The organism is Paenibacillus aceti, assembly GCF_003614185.1.
Lineage (GTDB): Bacteria > Bacillota > Bacilli > Paenibacillales > Paenibacillaceae > Fontibacillus > Fontibacillus aceti.
This window is the reverse complement of sequence record NZ_KZ987724.1, coordinates 2,824,232-2,847,118: the sequence shown is the minus strand read 5'-3', so window position 1 is coordinate 2,847,118 and position 22,887 is coordinate 2,824,232. Positions and strand designations below refer to the sequence as shown.

Here is a 22,887-nt window from a genome sequence, read left to right as displayed (position 1 = left end):
AGTGGGCGGTATGGCATTTGTAGAAATCAAGAATGAATATAAACGTTATCAGATGGGCGAGACGATGATTGTAGCCAATGATGGCATTAATTTTGAAATAGAAAAAGGGGATTTCGCGGTTATTGTCGGCCCCAGTGGCGCCGGAAAGTCAACGGTGCTGAATATTCTGGGCGGGATGGATACGGCGGATGAAGGCCAGGTGCTCGTAGACGGGACAGATATCGCCAAGTTCAATCGTAAAGAGCTCACCGGTTATCGCCGCAATGATGTCGGCTTTGTGTTCCAATTTTATAATCTGGTGCCGAATTTGACGACGAAGGAGAATGTGGAGCTGGCAGCCCAGATATCTCCCCGTGCTCTCGATGCGGAGCAGGTGCTGCGTGATGTCGGTCTGGGGGAGCGTCTGAATAACTTCCCGGCCCAGCTCTCCGGCGGGGAGCAGCAGCGGGTGGCGATTGCCCGGGCGTTAGCGAAGCAGCCCAAGCTGCTTCTATGCGACGAGCCTACTGGCGCGCTCGATTACAACACCGGTAAGCAGGTGCTCAAGCTGCTGCAGGACACTTGCCGTAATACAGGGACGACGGTCATTGTCATCACCCACAACTCTGCAATTACACCGATGGCGGATCGGGTGATCGAGATTAATAATGCGAAGGTCCGCAGAATGGTGATGAACCCGAGCCCAATCTCTGTAGACGATATCGAGTGGTAAGGAGCTGTAGGCATGAATAAAAGGGAGCTCTGGAAAGATATTTTCCGGGAAATATGGCGAACAAAGACGAGATTTCTGTCCATTTTTGCGATTATCATGCTGGGTGTTGGCTTCTTTGCAGGAATCAAGGCGACGGGCCCGGACATGCTGGATACAGCTGAACAATATTACAAGCAGTACAATTTGATGGATCTGAAGGTTCAGACCACCTATGGACTGAAGCAGAGAGATATTGAGACTTTGCAGCAGGTCCCTGATGTGCAGGCCGTCCAGCCAGGTTATAGCGCAGATGTATTCCTGGATGACAGCGGCTTGATTGCGAAGGTTCAGTCGTATAAAGCGGATGATTCATTGAACCGCTATTTGATCACTGAGGGCAGACTGCCTGAAGCCTCTGGAGAGGTAGCTTTGGATGCGAGCGGAAAGACCAAGCACTACAAGCTGGGGGATATGATCACCTTCACGAATCCTGACCCGGATGTAGATTTGAATGATACATTTCATAAGCTTACCTATAAAATAGTGGGGTTCGTCAAAAGCCCCCAGTTCATCAATAACATTGGACGCGGCTCTAGCCAGATCGGCAAAGGTACGGCGGATGTGTTCGTGATCATACCTGAGCAGAATTTCGATATGTCTGTATACACGGAAGCCTATATGAGCTTCAAGGATACAGCTGGTCTGCTCGCATACTCAGATGAGTATGGAGTGAAGATTGAACAGCATACAAAGGCGATTAAGCAAGCGATGGCGGGAATGCCGGCGCAGCGTTTGGACGAGGTGCGCGAAGAGGGCCAGGCCAAGCTGGATGAGGCAAGACAGCAAATCACGGATGCCAAGCAACAGCTTGCCGATGCGGAGAAGAAGCTGAGCGATGCCAAGACGAAGCTTGATGACGGAGAGAAGAGCTATCAGGAAGGTGTTGATAAGCTGCAATCCGAGCTGGAGAAAGGTCAGGCCAAGCTGGATCAGGCAGCCCGAGAGCTTGAAAACGGCCGGACAGAGCTAGCGCGGAACAAGCAAAAAATAACTGCCGGGCAAGCCCAGCTTAAACAGGCACGGGAACAGTTGGCTGCCCGGAAGCAGCAGGTGGAGCCGCAGCTTACAGCTGGTCGGGAGCTTGTCGCCTCACTGCAGCAGATCACTACTGTTCCAGCGGATAGCCTTCCGCAGGCTCAGCAAGAGCAGCTGATCTCTGCCGCTAATGCGGCGGATGCCTCTCTCGGCCAGGCAGTGGCCGGATACATGGCCGGGAAGGTCGAGGCGGCGACGCTGAAGCAAGCCGTAAGCGCGTTCGAGCAGGGGCTGAAGCAGGGAGAACAGCAGCTTAAGGCAGCCGAGCAGGAGCTCGCCTCGAAGCAGCGGGAGCTGGAAGCCGGAGCAGCGCAATTACAAACTGCGGAGAAGAAGCTAGCCCAAGGCGAGAAGGAAAGGAAGCAGGGCCAGGAGGAATTAGCTAAGGCGAAGCGGGAAGGCGAGGCAGAACTGGCTAAGGCCAAGGCCGAGCTGGATCAGGGCCGGAGGGATTATGAAGAGGGCATGGATACTTACCGCCGGGAGAAGCAGGATGCCGCTAAGAAAATAGCCGATGGCGAGCGTGACCTGGCGAATGGTCAGCAGGAGCTGGATGATTTGAAGCCGCCGAAGGTATATGTGCTGGAGCGCGGATCGAACCCGGGCTACACGGAGTTTGAGGATAATGCCGAGAGGCTGGCCTCGATCGCCAAGGCATTCCCGGTGTTCTTCTTCCTGATCGCCGCGCTGGTCAGCTTGACTACGATGACCCGGATGGTCGAGGAGCAAAGGCTGCAGATCGGTACGCTCAAGGCGCTAGGCTACAGCAATTCCGATATTATGAGGAAATTCCTGGTCTATGCGACGCTGGCCAGTGTCCTGGCGACGGCTGCCGGGTTGGCGATCGGATTTACCTTGTTCCCGACGATTATTTTTAACGCATACGGATCCTTGTATAATCTGCCTGAGGTGCGAATTAATTTTTACATGAGCTATAGCTTGCTATCCCTGCTCGTGGCTGTATTATGTACGACCGTGACGGCGTTCGCGGCCGCGTGGGTGGAATTGCGCAGTAATGCTGCCGTGCTGATGCGTCCCAAGGCTCCGCGGAGCGGATCGCGTATTTTCCTCGAACGGATCAAATTTATTTGGCGTCAGCTTAATTTCACGGGGAAAGTTACGGCTCGGAACTTGTTCCGCTATAAGCAGCGCATGTTCATGTCGGTATGCGGAGTAGCAGGTTGTACGGCGCTTATTCTGACCGGGTTCGGACTTAAGGATTCTATTCGCGATATCGCTCCACTGCAGTATGGGAAGATCATGAAGTACAATATGGCAGTGGTGTTTAAGGAGGATCAGACTCCCCAAGGGATGACTGCTTATAATAAGCTGATCACGGATACTCCAGAGGTCACAGGAACCCTGAATGTGGCGCAGGAAGTGATGCAAGCGGTCCGAAAGGGCGTTAACAGCCAGGATATCCACCTGTTCGTTCCTTCTTCAACCGAGCACCTCTCCGATTTTATAGTATTACGGGAAAGAGGACAGGAGCAGATTCAAGAATTGCCGGATGACGGGGCGATCGTCACAGAGAAGCTGGCTAAATTATTCGATCTTCAGATCGGCAGCAAATTGGTGATCGAGAATAATAGCAATGATGCATTTGAAGTAAGAATAGCGGGTATCACAGAGAACTACGCGATGCACTATGTCTATATGACGCCAGCTTATTATGAGACGATCTTCGGCAAGCAGCCGAGTGTCAATATGCAGTTGATCAACTATAGCGATCCGGAGCCAACGTTTGAGGATCGGCTTGGAGAACGCTTGACAGCGAATGAGCAGGTGGCTATGGTCAGCTTCACTAGCGGAGTAAGTGGCTCCTTCAAGGACACGATGGACAGTATGAATGTGGTCGTGGTGGTGTTGATTGTTTCAGCTGCTGCTCTGGCCTTCGTAGTCCTTTACAATTTGACGAATATCAATGTATCGGAGCGGATTCGCGAGCTGTCCACAATCAAGGTGCTGGGCTTCTATGACCAGGAAGTGACGATGTATATTTACCGGGAAAATATGATCCTGACGATTCTGGGGATTATAGCCGGGGATTTCTTCGGAATTACATTGCATCGCTTCGTGCTGAAGACGGCGGAGGTCGATGTGATGATGTTCAGTCCTACGGTGCACTGGCTTAGCTATGGCTATGCTGCGGCTCTCACACTGCTGTTCTCGGGCATCGTCATGGTGACGATGCACTATAAACTGAAGCGGATCGATATGATCGAAGCGCTGAAATCCGTCGAATAATCGAGAACTCTCCCTCGCAGCAGGTTAGAACATGGAACCTGGTCAAGGGAGAGTTTTTTTCTTTTTTTATGGCATTCTAATTTTCCTTTAAGCAAATTCTAAGGTTGGAGAAGTAGGATAAGAGTACCCCATAAATTATATATGTGTGAAGGCCTCGCTAAGAGCGGGGCCTTCAGTGCGTATGAGACTATGTCGATAATGAACTGTAGATTACGCGGTTGAATTAGATCAGAGCGATCGCTAGCAGCGTGAACAGGCTCAGGGTCAGAATGTCAGCTGCATAAGGATTTGGATAGAATGCCGAAGTCTTCACTACGCCTCTATCTGGCCGTAAATATACATTATTATAGTCTACGTCCACGACCGTACCTACATAATGCTTCCCATCAGTGGTTAAAAGGCGAACACGTCTGTTCTTGCAACGCAGACAATTATAATAAGCTTCTTCAATCAAGCGGTTTCCCCTCCTTCTATAAAGGCTCCACTCCTGATTCACTTCAGGATCAAAAGCGGACTTTATGAATTACCTCTCATAGAATAAAGTATGAGGAGAATGACTATCAGTAACGGCAAGTACCCTGATGGGCGGGGAATTTCCAAGGATTTGATGTTTTTAATTTAATTTTCAGGTTACAGTAAGGTTTATTTAAGGATGCAATGATACATTAAGTATACTCCCTCTTCTTCATTATATATAAAACATAGAAACCATCCCGCGCGTGCGGGATGGTTTCTTCTTTCATAGAGCCTGATTATTTCAAATCTTCAATGGAGTTGATATCGACATAGGCGGGTACTACCAGCCCTGTCCGTACTCCAGTCATATTCGCTCCAAGATCCTCGACCTGATCCTTATACTTATCCCAATAATCGGCATGGGTTAAAGGAAGCCATGCGGCTGCCATCGCATCCACATCACCGCTGGCTACGCCAGTCCACATCGGTCCGGCTTCAACCTGCAAGGCTGTAACCTTATAGCCGAGCTTGCTCTCCAGCACATACTTCAACAGATTCGTACTGGCAATTTCAGAATCCCAGGCAACATAGCTGAGCTTAAGCGCAGCTCCGTTTACTGGAGTCAAGCCTTCCGTCCAGGCATTAACGCGATCGCTATGGCTCTCGGCCCATTCCTCAGCGGCAGCTTCAGGGGATTTGCCGTCTTGGATAGCGGACATAATTTCTCCCATTTCATCAGAGGTCCATTCGAAGCGATCGAGGAATTCATAGGCGACTGGCTGATCTTCCTTCAGACCATTGCGAGCGATCGTGTGGATTTCCTCCGCATCGCCATACACCTTCTTCGGATCATCGAGGAACTTCAGATCATATTTGGAGAACATCCAATGCGGAGTCCATCCGGTGATGATGATCGGCTCTTCTTTTTTAATCGCCTTGTCCAGCATCGCGGTCATCGCTGCCCCCGAGCCTTCGATCAGCTTCCAATCGCTTAGATCATATTGCTTAATCGCTTCGTCGGTCGCTTTCATAATTCCCGCACCGGGATCGATGCCGATAATCTGATAATTGACCTGCTTGCCAATGGCGGCAGCTCCAGTATTTCCGGCAGTATCGTTGCCTGCCTTATTCGTATTGGCGGCCTGACCGCAGGCGGATAGAGCCAGCATCGAGGCAAGCCCCCCGATCAACAGCATTTTCTTAGTTAATTTCATATTCAATCTCCCCTTTTCTTGGTTTTGAATAAACCTTGAGTGAATCGGTCCAGAACGATCGCCAATATGACGACAGCGAGTCCAGCTTCGAAGCCTTGGCCGATTTTCAATTGTGTGACGGCGCGATATACTGTTGCGCCAATCCCTTGAGCGCCGATCATGGAGGCGATAACCACCATGGAGAGCGACAGCATAATCGTCTGGTTGACCCCGGTCATCATCGTCGGCATTGCTAAAGGCAGTTCAACCTTGAACAGCTTCTGCCATGAAGTGGAACCGAAGGCATCTGCCGCTTCGGCGAGTTCGCCGGATACTTGCTGAATCCCTAGCGTAGTAAGACGGATCGTCGGCGGAATCGCGAAGATGACCGAGGCGATCACGCCTGGGACAACGCCAAGGCTGAAGAAGGTAACGGCTGGAAGCAAGTAGACAAATGCAGGCATCGTCTGCATGAAATCCAGCAGCGGGAATACGATCCGGTGCGTCGCCTTACTATAGGCGCTCCATATTCCGATCGGTATCCCGAATAGAATAGAGATTAATCCTGAAGTAATAACGAGCCCTAAGGTGTTCATCGTCTCTGTCCAATAGCCGAGATTATCGATTAACAGGAAGCCGATCGCAGTAAATAGAGTCAGCGGCCATCTGCCAATCAGGAAAGCTAGTACGCTTAGAATAGCGATAAATAGCAATGGATGAGGTAGAAGGAACAAATTGGAGAAGAGATTCACGATGAATTCAATAATAGTGGATAGGGAATCGAAAAAACCTCCGAATGTAGTATCCATCCAATCGACGAGACGATCTACCCAAGCTTCAATCGGTATTTTCGGAATATTATTCATGCTCCTTCACCTCCAGATCGCTGACTTCATCGCTTAGCCCGCCGGCCAACGCTCCTAGTACAGCTCCGCGCACAATGACTCCGAGCAGCTTGCCGTCATCCTCCACTACAGCCAGCGGTACCTTGGCAGAGCTGGTAACCTCGAACAGGTCGCCTAACAATGTATCCTGCGATACCTTCGGGCCGTCCGTGATCAGAATATCCTGCAATCCTTGCCCAGCCTTTAACGCTTTGGCGGCATCTTCAGCCGTGATCACGCCCAGCAGCCGTTTGCCGCGGTCGATGACGAACAGATTGGATATCCCCCGTTCGCGCATAAGCTGTAGAGCAACGCGAGGCCCGCGATCAAGAGTAACCGTCTCTGGACGACGCATGACCCTGGATGCTGTAATGACTTTGGATAAGTCAACATCCTCAATGAAGCGTTCGACATATCCGTTGGCTGGCTGGGTCAGCATTTCCTCGGGGGTTCCGAGCTGAACCAGCGCGCCGTCCTTCATCAGAGCGATCCGGTCACCAAGACGTAGCGCTTCATCGAGATCATGGGTGATGAAGATGATTGTCTTCTTCATTTTCTCTTGTAATTCAATCAATTCATCCTGCATATCCCGCCGGATTAACGGATCGAGGGCACTGAAGGCCTCGTCCATCAGCAGGATTTCCGGATCATTAGCCAATGCCCGTGCCAGTCCGACCCGTTGCTGCATGCCTCCGCTCAGTTGATCGGGGTATTTATTTTCCCAGCCTTTAAGACCGACCAGTTCCAGCGCTTGCATCGCCTTTTGTTTACGTTCTTCCTTGTTGACCTTCTGGATTTCAAGGCCGTATTCCACATTTTGCAGCACCGTCCGATGTGGGAAAAGGGCGAACTTCTGAAATACCATCGTAATATGTTTGCGCCGCACTTCTCTTAACTGCGCTTTATTCATCTTCAGCAGATCCTTGCCATGCAGCAAAATTTCGCCGGAAGTAGGTTCTATCAGCCTGTTAAGCATCCGGACCAGAGTGGATTTACCACTACCGGACAGGCCCATAATGACGAAGATCTCTCCTTTGTTGACACTCAGACTCATCTGATTGACCCCAACGGTGATCCCTTTCTCTTTGGCTAATCTCTCCTTGTTATAGCCTTGCTCAAGTAACCGAACGCCTTGTTCCGTATTAGGACCGAACAATTTGCTCAGATTTTTAATCTCAAGAATATTTTGTTCCATATACTCACCTCTCAGAGTTCCGCTCAACAGTTAGCCAGAACTTGTGGGTTCCTTGCAGCTTCCTGTAGTATCCGCAACTGTTTATTTGGCAACAATTTACTACCACGCAGGTTGACGTGTTTTGCTGTTTTATAGTCTAACAAAAGAACCGGAAATTAATCAAAGGTAAAATCCGTACGTAAAGAATGTACAGTAAAAACTGAACGTAAAGAAACTTCCGATTACTCCCATATGCTTAGAATTACGGTATAATTCGCTTCTTTACTTTTGGGCATGCTTTTCATAAGATAAAAATAACAATTAAATAAATGTTAACTTTATGATTTTATTATTACAGCCACAGCTAGATAGCTTGATCGGAACGATAGGAGGTTGCAAGCATGAGCTTGGACCAGCTCAGCCCGGAACAGCAAGCCGCAGTACTTAATGTGCGGAAACGGGTTATAGAAGCGATAGGAAGAAATATGAATCTGTATGGGATTCCGTTATCGACGGGACATTTGTATGGGTTGCTCTTTTTTGCCAATAAACCGATGACCCTGGATGAAATGGGTATGGGGATGAAGATGAGCAAGACGAGCATGAGTACAGGCGTGAGAACCCTGCTAGATTTGAAAATGGTGAATAAGGTATGGGAGAAGGGATCGCGCAAGGACTTATACGAGGTAGAATACGATTGGTATCAGACGTTTACCGACTTCTTTGCGATTAAGTGGCGGAAGGCGGTGGAGGGGAATATCCTGGTGCTCAAGCGTTCGATCAAAGAAATGAGCAATCATTTAACCGAGGATATCGACCCGGCCATGCGTGAGATCCTTGAGGAGGACATTCGCAAGATGAATGAAGCGATAAAATATTATACCTGGCTGGATCGTCTGATCGACACGATGGAGAATGGTGAGATTTACGATCTGGTTCCCAAAGAGTAATTATAATAGCCTCCATCTGTGCATAGACCCCATACGAGGACTCAACAGCACAGACAGAGGCTATTTTTGTTTAGTAAATACCGATATCATCAAGCATAATCCGACCCCGATCTCCGCTAAGAATGAATGAGAGCGATTGGATTCCTTTTTCAGGGGCGAACTTGGTATTAACGCTTATGAACTCCGTAAGGGGCAAACGATAAGTCTGAAAAATCGCTTCGGTTGGATTTTTGTATTTTCCATCTGACATATGCTGCTCTAGCCAAGGATGCAGGGTAAATTGCACCTCCGGCACGGTCGGCAGATCTCTGAAATGGGAGAGAGGCAAGCGCGCCTTCGCGCCATCCGTATCTGTCAGTTCCACCTCGATATGGAAATCTCCATGATCTGTCTCCTCCTCTAGCTCGGACAGCAATCTGCATTGATCCGCTAAGGAGAAGGAGAGAGTGTCGGGCGGTTGATTCTCAGGTAACGGTGCGCCAAATACCCAGCTCATGCTGTAAATGGACTCCGCAGAGCCGGAGTTGCTTCTCTCTAGAACCAGGGCATGATCGCCCTTGCTGGATTTTCCGCGGTTCTTCGTCTCTTCTTCTCGCCAGATGATGTTAGTGCCTTCGGCTTGGCCGCCTCCCGGCAGTGTCTTGCGGTTGGAATCCTCTTCGAACCGTGTCCACATCGTAAACTGACCATCCTCAAACTGATTGATATAGGTCGTCTCCGGCAGCAGGCGAAGGGCCTCGCGATAATCGCGGAACATAGGCCAATATTGCTCTTGCTGATGCAGAGCGGTTTCCATGAAGGCGGAAATATACCCTTTTGCGATCGTTCTCTGCTCCACACCCGTTAAGAAGTTATACCTTTTCAATAAAATTCCCTTAGGAAAGCTGATGTCGCGCAGTCCCCATTCCGTATTGAACTGGCTATGATTAGCGCCGCTAACATATAGAGAGGCCTTGAACGCATTGGCCCCCTTACTGAAGGAGGTCCGGTTATATTGCCGGTCGCCATCAAAATCACTGACATCGCCGTCATTGGCGCCCTGGATCGTTAAATAGCTAATATCCTTCAATTTGGCTCCGGTCTCATCCACCTTCTTGTCGGTTGGAGCTATCGCGGCTAGTGCCTTAATATTGAACAGTTCCATGTTATCCAGAGTATTGTCTGAGCTGAACCACCTCGTATAGTCGGCTGCCATGGCGATCGCTTGACCTCCGCGGGAATGGCCGACCAGGGCGATATTGTCCATATCGACCTTGCTGTAGAACGGAGTGCCAGGTGACTCGGCGAAGGTTTGAATTTGCTGCAGATGCTTCAGCAATATCCAGGCGCGCACCTTCATATCATTATTAGGAATTCCGGTCCAGGAGGAGTAATTCAGGAAGTTCTCATCGATGGATACGGTAATAAATCCCCGGCTGGCGAGCTGCTCGCCCAGATAAGCATAACCCGCGTCTGACCAATCTTCCATCAGATGATTACCGTGAACGATAAGGATCAGCGGATAAGTTCCGCTGCCCTCAGGCATCCAGACGCGCCCATTCAATGGCAGAGCATGCTGGTCATATCCGAGATATAGCTTGCGGTATTTGGACCATTTACTGATATAGGCGCTAGCATCGACCGACTGCGATAACAGATCCACTTCCGCTCCGAACTCCCGCTGCCAAATATCCGTTCCGCTCCCATAATTGAAGGACTGCACAGAATAGCTTCCGGGCAGGGCCGGGTTAAGTTCGACATGATCTGAAACAGCGATACTCTGGACAGATTGAATGCCCCCGCTGACAACGGTCCACATGACGATACTGATGCATAGGGCCGCGGCGATCTTCATTCCAGCTCTCAGGCGCTTACTGGTTCGGTGGCTGTTGTAAATCTTAGCGAGCAGTCCCCATAATAAACCGGCGATAACACCGAGCAGCGTCAGAGTGACCGCGACTACGCTGGAGATTGCAAAAGATTCTTCGTTATAGAAGATGAAGAAGATCGTACCAAGATCGAATAATACGGTTCCGATAAAAAGACGTGGCGCTGGCAAGCCGGTCAAGGCCAGTAGGACAGCGATCGCATTCGCTACGATGAACATCGCGATCGTTGCCACGAAGAGGGCCAAGAGCAGATCCATCCCCAGGCCCAAGCCTGTCGGCAGGCCGAGCGCAGCCAGGGCAAATGCGAACATGCCGACCCCCCAGGGACCGGCAATACTCGTTCTCCAGAAGCGGGTATCGTATTGATACGTCCGTCGGATGCGCCGCATTATTCTAGTACGAAACGGCGGTTTACGCAAAGAAAATTCAGCTTGTATTTGTAAATCCATATTTTCTCCCGTCCTTAGATGACATTATTGTAACATTTTTAGACCAGGAGATTCAAAGAAGAAATGCATAGGTATATTTTAACGATCTACCTGCTTGCTTCCAGTGCGGAACTTGACGATAGAATATAGGGTCAGAGCGGCGAGTACCCCGAGACATACGCCGATGCTGATCCGGTTTCTGGCATCAAATATGAACATTAGAGCGATCAAAGATAAGCAAATCGTTGTAACTGCGGTGATATAGGGGTAGCCCCATACCTTAAAGCCCGGCTCCTGCGGGTAGTTCTTCCTCAGCTTGAGCTGGGTCAGACAGATGCTAATCCATACGAGTATGACGACAAAGCCAGGCACGGCCATCAGCAATCGGAACAATCCGTCTTGGGCAAAATAGGCGATCATCGATCCGGCGATCAGCACGATAGCGCTAAGCTTCAGGCTATTGATCGGAACGCCCTTCGCAGATAATCGGCCCAGTCCAGCAGGAGCCTCCCCGTCTTTGGCCATCGAGTGCAGCATCCGCGTTGCTCCGTAAATTCCGGAATTGGCTGCGGACAGCACGGCGGTAATCAGAATGAAGTTAATGAGGTGAGCCGCACCCTGCAACCCGGCCGAGGTGAGTACCTGCACAAACGGACTGGTATGCTCACTCAGACTGTTCCATGGGACAAGCCCGCAGATAACCAGGATGGGAAGGGTATAGAAAAGAATAACTCTTAATATGAAGCTCTTCACGACACGAGGCAATACTTTCTCAGCATCTTGGGTCTCCGATAGGGTCAGTCCGATCAGCTCCGAGCCGCCGTATGAGAACATAACGACCAGCAGAGCGGAGAAAATCGCCGTCCAGCCGTTGGGGAGAAAGCCCCCGTAATTCGTAAAGTTATGCAGCATCGGTGCGGTTGCACCCGGGATCATACCAAAGAGAATGCCTACGCCAAGTACGATGAAGACGATGATCATCGCGATCTTAATACCGGCCAGCCAAAATTCAAATTCCCCATAGCCGCCTACGCTCATCGTGTTAATAAGGATAATGAATACCGCGCAAGCCAGGCTTAGCAGCCAGAGCGGAGTATCCGGCAGCCAGAATTGCAGGAAGCTTCCGGCGGCTATAATCTCGATCACACAGACGGATAGCCACATGAAGCAGTAGAGCCAGCCGATGACAAAGGAGACGCGCTCTCCAAAAGCCTCACGGATGAATTCCTTCATATTCTTGCCTTTATGGACGGTCGCCATCTCTGCGATCGCGCTCATCACAACCAGGAGCAGAAGCCCGGCGAAGATATAAGAGAAGATAACGCCTGGCCCCGCGATCCCTACCGTTTCTGCACTTCCTTTAAATATCCCTGTACCGATCACGCCACCCATAGCCATGAAGCTGATATGGCGCGGCAGCAGCTTCTTCTGCAGGGATGATGATTCTTCGTTGTTGATCTTGTCCAATGAGAGTCCTCCCATAGCTGTTGTAATGAATAAATATACCGAGTCCCATCATACAATAAAATCCGTTTCGTAGAAAGTGATATAACTCTATGGCGACGGCATGCCGCGACCCAGGATCATATCGAGGTTGTCGGCGTTAGCCCACACTTCCCTTGGAATAAGCGCATATATTGTGCCAACACTACTGGAGGTGAGCGCGTTTGGCAACAGCAGTCGGCTATAAGCAAGCACGCAAATATGTGAATAAACGTGTTAAGGTCAAGACGAAGACGGGCGCTGTACTGTACGGGACTATCGTTAAGGTATCGGACAAGAAGGTGTATCTCAAGGTGAGTGGGGTCCATAGCAAGGGGAGCAAGGCGCACGCTACATTCTTCCCGTTCATTTTGCCGCTTGCATTATTCGATTTACTCGCTATTATCCTCTTGTTATGAGGATCTTCAAAGTAGAAGAATATATTAGAATGGAATGGAAAACCGGTGGAGTTTATATCCGCCGGTTTTGTTTTGATTAAGTAGATTCTATGAACTCTCTCTCATGTTGTTTAACTTTTGGTAGATTTATTTTTAACAATTTCATAATACTGTCCAAATATACAAGTTGTACCCTAGTAGAAATGTCGATGGGAGCTAAGCAATCTATCGGGTTTACATTATGGAATAGGGAGAGTGTTAGGATCTTGAAAAATTTGGTACGAGGCACACGGTGGATTTCATTGCTCGTTATGAGCTGCTTGCTAATGGGACTGATCGTGCCAGCTGGACTGGCGAAGGCAATGGATTTGCAGATTAATCATGTCCCTACCGCTGCATATAAGCAGCAGGATTATACGATTGAAGCTGTTATTCCTAGTGAGGGACAGTCAGTAACGGCAGCGGTATATTATGCGGTCGATGCACAACCACAAGCTCCGATTTCGCTAGATTGGATAGCAGATAGTACATATCAGGCCGTTATCCCGGCGGATCGCCTTGACGGTCAACAGCTCGATTACTATATCGAAGCGACCGAACAAGATAGAGCGTCAGTTCAGTCAGAGACATACCACGTTGAACTGCAGCAGACTGACGGCGGGACAGAAGAGGATAATAGTTCTCCAAGGCTGTTAATCACGGAGTTAGTACCGGATACGGAAAATGTGTCTGGGTCGGATGCCTATGAATATGTAGAGGTATATAACAATACGGACAAGACGATTCAATTCGGTCAAAATTACTATTTCTACTATAACAATAAAGACAAATGGACACCGGCCCCCGGTATCTCCATTCCAGCACGTTCACCTATTGTATTCTGGGTTATGAATGGGGTGAACGAGACGATCGATGAGCAGGATTTTATCCGTAATTTCAGTGCGGCCGCTGATCTTGTAGAAGGTGTGAATCTATTTCGGATCAATGGTAACGGGGGGATGGCCAATACGGCATCTCGGAATATTCAAATCCGCAGCGCAATGGATGACAGCGTCATCGTATCGGCATCTTATGATAAAGAACATGTCTCCTTAAATAAGGGGATCGTGTACCAGCTTCCAGATTCGAATAGTGTGGAGATGGTTCTCCTTCCCACCGCCGGGAAGAACCCGGCAACACCAGGGATTGTGCAGGATGAGCAGTTGACCCAGAGGGCAGAAGGAACTCAGCCTGAAATTATTCATAATCTGGCGGGAGTTGTAAATGTACAGGACTTGGAAATTCTGGCTACGGTGAAGAACCTTACCGATGGGGTCAACCCTGTTCCGGAAGTCCAGTTGCTGTACAAAACGCCTTCACAGGCACGTTATACGGTAGTTACGATGAGCAATTCGGGCGGCGAGCAATATCGCGCTACGATTCCGGCAGCTGCTCTGGTAGAGTCTAGACTGGATTATAAGATCCGGGTTAGAAGCACGGTGGAAAGCTTTTCTGTCAATGTGAATATCCCGGAATTTAATGCGGATCATGCACCTCAGTTACTGGTTACAGAGCTTGTACCGAACTCGACGAATGTAACGGGGACTTCTACCGACGCTTATGAATTTATCGAAATATATAACAATACCGATCAACCGGTAAACTTCAACAATTACAAAATCTATTATCGCTACCCCGATAAGGGGCCCGAATCAGATGTGAAATGGGCTTCGACCAAAACTGATTTTGTAATTCCAGCTCAGAAGTCAGTGGTCTTCTGGATCATCAATAGCATGAATAGCGATTATAAAGTAGAAGATTTCAACAATTTCTATCATACCAATCTAGTATTGAATGATAATCTATTCCAAATTCAGAGTGATGGAATGGCCAACTCGGGCTCCAGAGGCGTCGTGATCAAGACGAATACGGAGCGAGAAATCTCGGCCGCTTATTATAACAGCGCTACCCTATTTGATGGCGGAACGGCAGGAGATGAGACGAAAGAAGATAAAGCGATTGAATTCAAATATCCTGTAGATGGCAGCACGACGATGATTAAGATAAGCTCAGGCGTTAATTCGCCTACGCCTGGTGCGGTGAATCCTGCGCAGGTACCGGCTGTTCCAGTCCAAGTGGTTCCTGATACGATCGAGCCAGAGATAGAAGACATGACTGGAGTAACTGTAGTCGATCAGGCAGACATGCTCCACCTTCAGGCCTTTGCCAAGGATGATCGTCAGGTGGCTTCTGTTCAGGTATTTGTCCGATCTGACAAGCAGCCTGAATATATCCAGCATAACCTAATAGAGGATTATAACGACAAGCTGTATCACTATAAATTAACATCAGCCGATTTAATCGGCCGCTCGTATATTGAGTATTATTTCGTAGTTTCGGACGGTACAAATGAGATCAAGTCCGAGATGGTCCGAGTTAACGTGGTTGGCGGTCCGGACCACTCTTCGCTTCGTCTAAATGTGAAGGCTGGAGAGGTTGTTCACGGAGAGATGACGCTCAAAGGAACAGCTGAGCAAGCAGGCCCGGATGAATTGCAGCTTCGCATAGATGGACAAGCCTTGAACGAGCAGGATACTTTCCCGGCGCTCGAGCAGGATGCTTACTTCGTATTTGAAGCGAATAGTGTAGACTATTATTTTAAAAATGCGATTACGATGGGGGATCCGTCATTAAAAGACAAGACGATTCTTTATACCTTTATGGATCCGATCACCAGCTATACAACTCTATCATTCCCGATTGAAACCAGCCGCCTGCAAATGGGAGAGGATAACACCATCTATATCCGCGCAGGGTCCAAGTCTTCCCCTTTTGATGACCGGGTAGAAGAGAATAAGGATGATTTTGAGATTAAAAATGTCAGGTTGCTTCTCGCTGATGGCACAGAAATCTGGGATACTAACTATGCGGTTCGTGACAAAGAGATCAAGATGGGAGACAGCGCTGGTAAACAAGAATGGATCGGCTTCCGTTTCAATTTGACGCCAGAGCTGCTTAAATCAAAGGCTTACTCCTGGGACACCCGCAAAGTAGCCGATGGAGAGCATACTGTTGAGTTGCTGCATGGTACAGATAAATTAACGTCCAAGGTGATTGTTGATAATACCGCTCCTTCGATCCAGGCCACTGTAGAGGATGGCAAGGAATATCGCGGTGAGTTCACCATTAATGCGAGCGCGGAGGATCATGGGGCAGGGATCGATCGGCTGGATGCGAAGCTGGATGATCAATCCATCGCCCTGCCTTATGCAACTTCGTCAGGAAAATTAAAGGATGGAGAGCATGTTCTCGTTCTGGAAGCCGCCGATAAAGTGGGCAATAAGTCGCAGCAGACGATTCGCTTCAGCGTGCCGAACGAGAATCCGAACCAGCCGGAGCTCGTATCTCCGCAGCAGGGCCAGGAGAACGTATCGCTTCGTCCTGATCTGACCGTGACAGTGACGGACCCGACCGAAGATCCGCTGAATGTGTTCTTCTATCGAGGATTTAAATATGACGGGAATCGTTCGGAAGGATTCGTAGGTTATAAGAATGCCTCCGATACCGAACCGCCAAAGATGATGGTTCCGCAAGGCGAACAGGCTTTGACTGCACAGGAATATGAAGATATCCGCGCGGTGGATGGCAAGTATTTGGTGAATGATGCAGTGGATCAGTTCCCATATCAGCGTTATGAGATCACTTTGGATCCGACTATCAAGTTATCTGATCAAGTAGACATCGTATGGAACGGGCATTCTCTTGAAGGACGGAAAGTCAGTCTGTATGCATGGAGCGAGTCTGCACAGCGATGGGAGCAGCTTGCCTACAAAATTGCCGGAACAGAGGATTTCGAGCTTAGCGCTACTGTCCTGGCTGGTGACTACATGATTCAACAGGCGAAGGCCAATACGATACAAATCATGATTCAGGATGAGATTGCTGCGGTCTCCAAATCAGGACCAGTTAGTGATGATCCATATGATTTCTCCTTCTTATGGATGTCGGATACCCAGTATTACTCTCAGGACTATCCTTATATTTATCAGAAGAATGTGGAGTGGATCGCTGACAATAAGGACAGGATCAAATTGCAATACGTGATTCATACCGGCGATATCGTCGATAAGGAATACCAGGAATATCAGTGGCTGGAAGCGGATAAGGATATGAAGGTGCTGGAGGACGCCAACATTCCTTATGGCGTATTGGCTGGCAATCATGATGTAGGCCACCAGCAAAATGACTATACGAACTACTGGAAATACTTTGGTGAGGACAGATTTAAGAATATGCCGACATTTGCCGGCTCATACGATAATAACCGCGGCCACTATGACCTGGTATCTGCAGGAGGTAATGATTTTATCATCGTCTATATGGGCTGGGGCTTGGGTGACAAAGAGATCGAATGGATGAATCAGGTCGTTGCCAAATATCCGGAGAGAAAGGCGATTCTAGCCTTGCATGAATACTTGCTCGTATCGAACAATCGCGCCCCGATCGCGGATCAAATCTTCGAGAAGGTGATAAAGCCTAATAAGAACGTGATTGCTGCTTTGAGTGGTCATTATCATGACGCCCAGCTGAAAATTGATGAGCTGGACGATAATGGGGATGGTATCAGCGACCGCAAGGTATATCAAATGCTGGCCGATTATCAGGGTGCAGAGGAAGGTGGACTCGGATATATCCGCTTGATGCAGTTCGATATGAAGAATAACAAGCTGCACATCAAGACTTATTCACCTTATTTGGATGATTACAATTATTATGATCCGGAAGTTTACCCTGGCAAAGATGAGTTCTCGCTGGATATAGATCTACAGCCGAAGACGAAGCGCGTTGCTACGGATTATATCGGTGTGAAGGTCTATACCGACCAGCTGATCGGTCAGAAGGCGCAGGTAGAAAGCGGTGCAAATGCTTCAGTGGCTTGGAACGGACTTACCTCTGACCGTTACTATCAGTGGTATGTTCGAGCCAATGACGAGTTCAGCGGCAGCGCCACCTCGGATATTTGGGGATTCTACACAGGGAGCGCAACAGAACCAAGTCGCCCTGATCCTGAGCCGAATCCAGACCCGAATCCAAATCCAGGAACAACTACTCCGGGTACGGGCGGCAATGGAGGAACTATTCCAAATCCGGACTCCTCGAGCCAGTTGAAAGATGGAGTTATTGTAGCTGAAGCGGGGGAAGATGGCACTTATTCGGTTAGTAAGTCGGTTCTGGAGCAGGCGATTCAAGCTGCAGATGGAACAATCCTGATTCGATTGCAGGAGGCGGGTGAGACGTCCAAGCTTGATTTGGACGCAGCAGTATTGGGACAATTACAAGAACGCAGGCTGACGGTTCGTGTTGAAGCCGGGTCTATCTGTCTCGCGATTCCGGCAACGTCATTGACGAGGGATGCAATCGAAGCGGATAAGATCACTTTGTATATCGAGACGACTACCCATGAATCTCTTCGGACCGATTTACAGAAAGTTATAAACAGTAATGCAGATTATCGCTCTACAGGCCTTGTCTATACACTGCGAATGGTTGCTGTGAAAGCAGGCCAAGAGATAGCGATCGAGCGTCTTGCTGGGCCAGTTAAGGTAGAGAGAAAGCTCGCTCCTAGACAGCTTAATTGGGATTATGCCGGTATTTATCGGATTGCTGGCGGTCAAGCTGTATATTTAGGCGGTGCCTTTGATCAAGGCAGCCTGGAATTTACAACGGATCAGCTATCTTCATTCGCCGTACTTGAGTACCATAAGAATTTTGCGGATGTCACAGGTACTTGGGCCCAGGAATTCATTCAGAAGCTGACGGCCAAGCATGTGATCACCGGCGTTGATTCGCAGCACTTCCAGCCCAATCAGGAGATTAGCCGTGCCGACTTCGTCACGCTTCTCGTCCGGGCATCGGGGCTACCAGCGAAGGAAGGGACTTCGCCATTTAACGATGTAGCCTCGGACGCCTACTACGGAGGTTATGTGACAGTGGCTGCAGAGCTCGGACTAATCCAGGGAAGCGGAGGCGCATTCCGTCCACAGGCTGAGATTACGCGTGAGGAAGCAGCTGTTGTCATAGACCGCTGGATGTCTTATTTGCATAAATCCTCGGCAGACACGGTGGATACGACCTTCACAGATCGTGCTGAGATCTCAGCCTGGGCGAAGGAAGCAGTAGACCGTCTGCAGGCGCAAAATGTGATCAATGGTAAAGAAAATCATCGATTTGACCCGCAGGGCGAGCTTACCCGTGCGGAAGTTGCGAAGATGATCTATATTGCTATGAACCGTTAATCAATCCAAGAGGGTGTCCCTTCAAGCCATGACCATGGCTTAGGGACACCCTCTTTATCGTTCATATATCAGAAATAGTTCATACTCAAGGATACTCGGGATTATGCTTTCGTGGACTTCCTTGCTGGCTTGTCAAGCTAGTCTGCATAATCGGCCAAGTTCCCTCATAGACATGTATCAGTTTAGGAAATCAAACTGCAGAGGGGATGATCTCATGCGTCGGATCACGTGGATGCTGACCATCATAATCGTGTTTGGCATCGTAATGACCGCATGCGGGAAAAAGGACGCCGCAGGTGTCGTTAAGGATTTGGACAAAGTCGTTACCAAACTGGAGAGCTACCAGACTTCCGGGACGATGACCTTGTACACTGGCGATAGTCCGCAAGAATACAAGGTGGAGGTATGGCATCAGAAGCCATCCTACTACCGGATCGCACTCACGAACGCGCAGAAGAATATTACTCAGATTGTCCTGCGCAATGATCAGGGCGTCTATGTGCTGACGCCAAGCCTCAACAAGAGCTTCCGCTTCCAGAGCGATTGGCCCGAGAATCAGGGCCAGGTATATTTGTATCAGACGCTGATACGAAGCATTCTAAGCGACAGCTCAAGGCAGTTTGTAAGCGACAAGGATAATTATGTATTCGATGTAGCGGCGAATTACAACACCCATGCCTTGGTGCGTCAGAAGATCTGGCTGAACAAGGAGAATTATGCGCCGAAGCAAGTTCAGGTATCGGATGCCCAGGCCAAGGTGGTCGTAGAGGTGAAGTTCGACAAGTTCGACTTCAATACTAAATTCGATGATAAGTCATTCGATATGCAGCGCAATCTGGATGCAGCTTCCCAGGATGCGAAGGGAACTCTGCTTGAGGTGGATGAGACGGGAATGCTGATCGAGAAAGTGACGTCTAAGGATGAGGCAGCAGCGGGAATCGGAACGGATTCGCCGGATGCAGCCGTCAGCGGAGAAGGGACGGAAGTACCCTCTTTGCCGGCAATGTCAGATCCTTTTGGAATCATAATTCCGACTTATTTACCAGACGGAGTAGTATATAAGGACGATAAAGTGATTGAAGATACCGATCGCAGTCTTGTCATGCTAAGGTATGACGGGGCCTATCAATTTACGATTTCCGAGACGAGGGCGGCTGACCGGGCTACTTCACTCGTTCCGGGTCAAGTGGTAGACCTTGGCTTCACAGCAGGCCTGCTTACTGGCATTGATCTGCAGACCCTGACATGGACGACCGAGGGGCTTGAGTTCCGGATTACTAGCGATAATCTGCCGGTGACGGAGATGGTGAAGATCGCGGCCTCCATGCAGGATCAGACAGGTAAATAATGGGGAAATAGGGCGGTTTTCGGTTCAGCCTGACGGTGATATGATCCCGGCAGGAGTACCGTTAATCCGTCTTTTTTTTCTTCGTCCAAAATATTACTTCACATAATTGCAAATATGGGGCTTGCAGCGGAATTGACATGAGAACCTCATAACATTACGATAATTGTATCGTTTGGCATGGACTTTTTGAAAACATTGGAGAAGGTGACTTGAAAGTGCAAGTGAATTATCGACCCACACAAGCGGAAATTGATCTGGATGCACTCGGTGCCAATTATGAAGCATTTCGCCGCAGACTACCGGAGGAAGTTAAGTTGTTAGCATGCGTGAAGGCCAATGCTTATGGACACGGTGCAGTTCCGATCTCCCGGGAACTGGAGGCGCTGGGCGCCGACTATCTTAGCGTAGCTTTCTTAGACGAGGCGCTAGAGCTAAGGAAGGCCGGAATTACCCTGCCCATTCTGATTCTGGGATATACCTCCCCGCAAGGAGTACGAACCGCTTGGGAACACGATATTACCCTTAACGTGTTCAGTGAGGATGTACTTGATAAGATTGCGGCACTGGATCCTGCAGATTTCGCACACAAGCTGAAGGTCCATATCAAAATCGATTCCGGCATGGGACGTCTTGGTCTGCAGCCGGGGCAAGATGCTGTTGATTTCATCCGTCGGGCTATGCAAATTTCACATGTGGAAGTGGAAGGGATGTTCACCCATTTTGCGACTGCGGATGAAAGAGACAAAGGTTATACATTGGAACAATACGAACGTTTTCAGGGCGTGGTCGAAGCGCTTCGGAATCAGGGGATACATATCCCTATAATACATACGGGCAATAGCGCTATCGCCATCGATTTACCAGAAGTTACCTGCCGAATGGTTCGAATTGGTATTGCTTTATATGGCCTGTATCCTTCCAGCGAGGTTGTGAAGGAGCGGGTTCCACTGAAGCCGGTGCTGTCGCTGAAGACTCAGACAGTCTACGTGAAGACCGTACCGCCCGGTTCAGCTATTAGCTACGGGGCCAAGTATGTAACCGCTGGGGAAGAGAGAATTGCAACCCTTCCGATTGGTTATGCTGATGGTTATTCCCGAATGATGAGCGGTAAGGCACAGGTATTGATACGCGGAAACCGCGTCCCTGTAGTGGGAACAATTTGTATGGATCAATGTATGATTTCTTTACAAACTTTGGCGGAACAAGCCGAAGAAATTCAAGCCGGCGAAGAGGTTGTACTCATCGGTCAGCAATCGGGCGAGGAAATTACCGCCGAGGAACTGGCTGCTTTGCTTGGAACGATCAATTACGAAGTGGTATGCATGATGGCCCATCGGGTTGCACGGGTGTATAAGCGTAAAGGGGCGACGGAATTAGTGCTTAATCCGCTTCTTTCGTAGATACCTGACAAAAACCAACAAAAACTTTCTGCGACTTTGAAGGATTTTATGCTGAGGTTATCGAATGATAGGAATATGGAAAGAATCAGGTGTGTACGCTACTATCATTTTTGTTTATAATGATATGCAGCATACTTGATATACTCTCGGCATATATTTTCTTGTATAAATTCCCTTGAATAATGCTATACTGAGTTTTAATGCAAGGGTTTTGGGTCGATAAGGTTTTGGGGGTGGAAGTAAAGATGGCCAATATGCACAATACCAAACGAATCATGATCAGTTTACCGGATCATCTTTTACAGGAGGTAGATGGAATCGTGGCGATGGAGAATTCCAACCGCAGCGAATTGATCCGGCAAGCCATGAAGCTGTACCTAAATGAGCGGAAGAAGAGATTCATCCGTGAATCAATGCAGCGAGGCTATATGGAGATGGCTAAGATTAACCTTTCCATGGCCTCTGAAGCGTTCCAAGCAGAGGAAGATGCAGACATCACTCTGGACCGCCTAGTAAGCGGGGTGTAACCATTGATCGTAAAGCGCGGTGACGTATTCTTTGCAGACCTTTCCCCAGTAGTTGGTTCTGAACAGGGAGGGGTAAGACCGGTGCTAATCATCCAGAACGATATCGGCAATCGATTTAGTCCTACAGCTATCGTTGCTGCCATCACAGCTCAAATTCAGAAGGCCAAGCTGCCGACTCATGTCGAAATTGATGCAGCTACGCACGGATTTGATCGTGATTCCGTCATTTTACTGGAACAGATTCGAACGATCGACAAACAAAGATTAACCGATAAAATCACACATTTAGACGATGAGACGATGAAGAAAGTCAATGACGCATTGTTAATCAGTCTAGGTTTGATTGATTTTTAATGATAAAGCATGGAAGCGAGCCTTTCACGCTAGCACTCGATGATTCGGGTGCTTTTTTCTTTTGTGGGAAGGATGGGGAGACTTTAAAGCCTGCAAATATGCAGGAATTTCGCGGAT

15 protein-coding genes are annotated in these 22,887 nt (G+C 48.9%); 9 read left to right on the top strand and 6 right to left on the bottom strand.

The features are described from left to right. Nucleotides 1-10 precede the first annotated feature (10 nt). Both BFJ94_RS12740 and BFJ94_RS12735 read left to right on the top strand, forming a co-directional pair. Nucleotides 11-712 carry an ABC transporter ATP-binding protein gene (locus BFJ94_RS12740; RefSeq protein WP_120463007.1) on the top strand — a complete coding sequence of 234 codons (702 nt, stop codon included), beginning with the start codon at nucleotides 11-13 and terminating at the stop codon, nucleotides 710-712. 12 nt (nucleotides 713-724) lie between these two features. Then, on the top strand, nucleotides 725-4,033 hold the full coding sequence (locus BFJ94_RS12735; RefSeq protein WP_120463006.1) for an ABC transporter permease: 3,309 nt from the start codon (nucleotides 725-727) through the stop codon (nucleotides 4,031-4,033). 223 nt (nucleotides 4,034-4,256) lie between these two features. Here the strand turns inward: BFJ94_RS12735 and BFJ94_RS12730 are convergent, their stop codons facing one another. From BFJ94_RS12730 to BFJ94_RS12715, 4 genes are all read right to left on the bottom strand, one after another. Continuing rightward, nucleotides 4,257-4,484: a hypothetical protein gene (locus BFJ94_RS12730; protein WP_120465219.1), complete on the bottom strand. Its 228-nt coding sequence runs from the start codon at nucleotides 4,482-4,484 to the stop codon at nucleotides 4,257-4,259. A gap of 301 nt (nucleotides 4,485-4,785) precedes the next feature. Beyond that, nucleotides 4,786-5,703 (bottom strand): glycine betaine ABC transporter substrate-binding protein, encoded by a 918-nt coding sequence (locus BFJ94_RS12725; protein WP_120463005.1) that lies wholly within the window; start codon nucleotides 5,701-5,703, stop codon nucleotides 4,786-4,788. Nucleotides 5,704-5,705: 2 nt separating this feature from the next. Beyond that, the gene (locus BFJ94_RS12720; protein ID WP_188831501.1) at nucleotides 5,706-6,548 is read right to left on the bottom strand and encodes an ABC transporter permease; all 843 of its coding nucleotides are present in this window, start codon (nucleotides 6,546-6,548) and stop codon (nucleotides 5,706-5,708) included. Next, entirely contained in the window at nucleotides 6,541-7,761 is a 1,221-nt protein-coding gene (locus BFJ94_RS12715) for a quaternary amine ABC transporter ATP-binding protein (RefSeq protein ID WP_120463004.1), read from the bottom strand. The genes BFJ94_RS12720 and BFJ94_RS12715 overlap by 8 nt, the downstream gene beginning before the upstream one ends. Nucleotides 7,762-8,141: 380 nt before the next feature. Between BFJ94_RS12715 and BFJ94_RS12710 the strand changes: the two genes are divergently transcribed. Then, entirely contained in the window at nucleotides 8,142-8,690 is a 549-nt protein-coding gene (locus tag BFJ94_RS12710) for a GbsR/MarR family transcriptional regulator (protein WP_120463003.1), read from the top strand. 70 nt (nucleotides 8,691-8,760) lie between these two features. Here the strand turns inward: BFJ94_RS12710 and BFJ94_RS12705 are convergent, their stop codons facing one another. Continuing rightward, entirely contained in the window at nucleotides 8,761-11,007 is a 2,247-nt protein-coding gene (locus tag BFJ94_RS12705) for an alpha/beta hydrolase family protein (RefSeq protein WP_120463002.1), read from the bottom strand. A gap of 78 nt (nucleotides 11,008-11,085) precedes the next feature. Beyond that, nucleotides 11,086-12,453 (bottom strand): amino acid permease, encoded by a 1,368-nt coding sequence (locus BFJ94_RS12700; RefSeq protein ID WP_268238244.1) that lies wholly within the window; start codon nucleotides 12,451-12,453, stop codon nucleotides 11,086-11,088. A gap of 200 nt (nucleotides 12,454-12,653) precedes the next feature. On the opposite strand from BFJ94_RS12700, the gene BFJ94_RS12695 reads away from it, so the two are divergent. The 6 genes from BFJ94_RS12695 to BFJ94_RS12670 all read left to right on the top strand — a co-directional run bounded on the left by BFJ94_RS12695 (nucleotide 12,654) and on the right by BFJ94_RS12670 (nucleotide 22,770). Continuing rightward, nucleotides 12,654-12,887 carry a hypothetical protein gene (locus BFJ94_RS12695; RefSeq protein ID WP_120463000.1) on the top strand — a complete coding sequence of 78 codons (234 nt, stop codon included), beginning with the start codon at nucleotides 12,654-12,656 and terminating at the stop codon, nucleotides 12,885-12,887. Between the two features lie 245 nt (nucleotides 12,888-13,132). Next, nucleotides 13,133-19,141, top strand: coding sequence for an S-layer homology domain-containing protein (locus BFJ94_RS12690; RefSeq protein ID WP_162944265.1), 6,009 nt, complete (start codon nucleotides 13,133-13,135; stop codon nucleotides 19,139-19,141). A 214-nt stretch (nucleotides 19,142-19,355) separates the two neighbouring features. Further along, a complete protein-coding gene (locus tag BFJ94_RS12685; RefSeq protein WP_120462998.1) occupies nucleotides 19,356-20,489 on the top strand; it encodes a LolA family protein in 1,134 nt (377 codons plus the stop codon). Between the two features lie 215 nt (nucleotides 20,490-20,704). Further along, nucleotides 20,705-21,889, top strand: a complete 1,185-nt coding sequence (gene alr / locus BFJ94_RS12680; RefSeq protein ID WP_120465217.1) for an alanine racemase — start codon at nucleotides 20,705-20,707, stop codon at nucleotides 21,887-21,889. 245 nt (nucleotides 21,890-22,134) lie between these two features. Further along, nucleotides 22,135-22,416 carry a CopG family ribbon-helix-helix protein gene (locus BFJ94_RS12675; protein ID WP_082790021.1) on the top strand — a complete coding sequence of 94 codons (282 nt, stop codon included), beginning with the start codon at nucleotides 22,135-22,137 and terminating at the stop codon, nucleotides 22,414-22,416. A 3-nt stretch (nucleotides 22,417-22,419) separates the two neighbouring features. Continuing rightward, the gene (locus BFJ94_RS12670; RefSeq protein WP_068779893.1) at nucleotides 22,420-22,770 is read left to right on the top strand and encodes a type II toxin-antitoxin system PemK/MazF family toxin; all 351 of its coding nucleotides are present in this window, start codon (nucleotides 22,420-22,422) and stop codon (nucleotides 22,768-22,770) included. The last annotated feature ends 117 nt before the right edge of the window (nucleotides 22,771-22,887 follow it).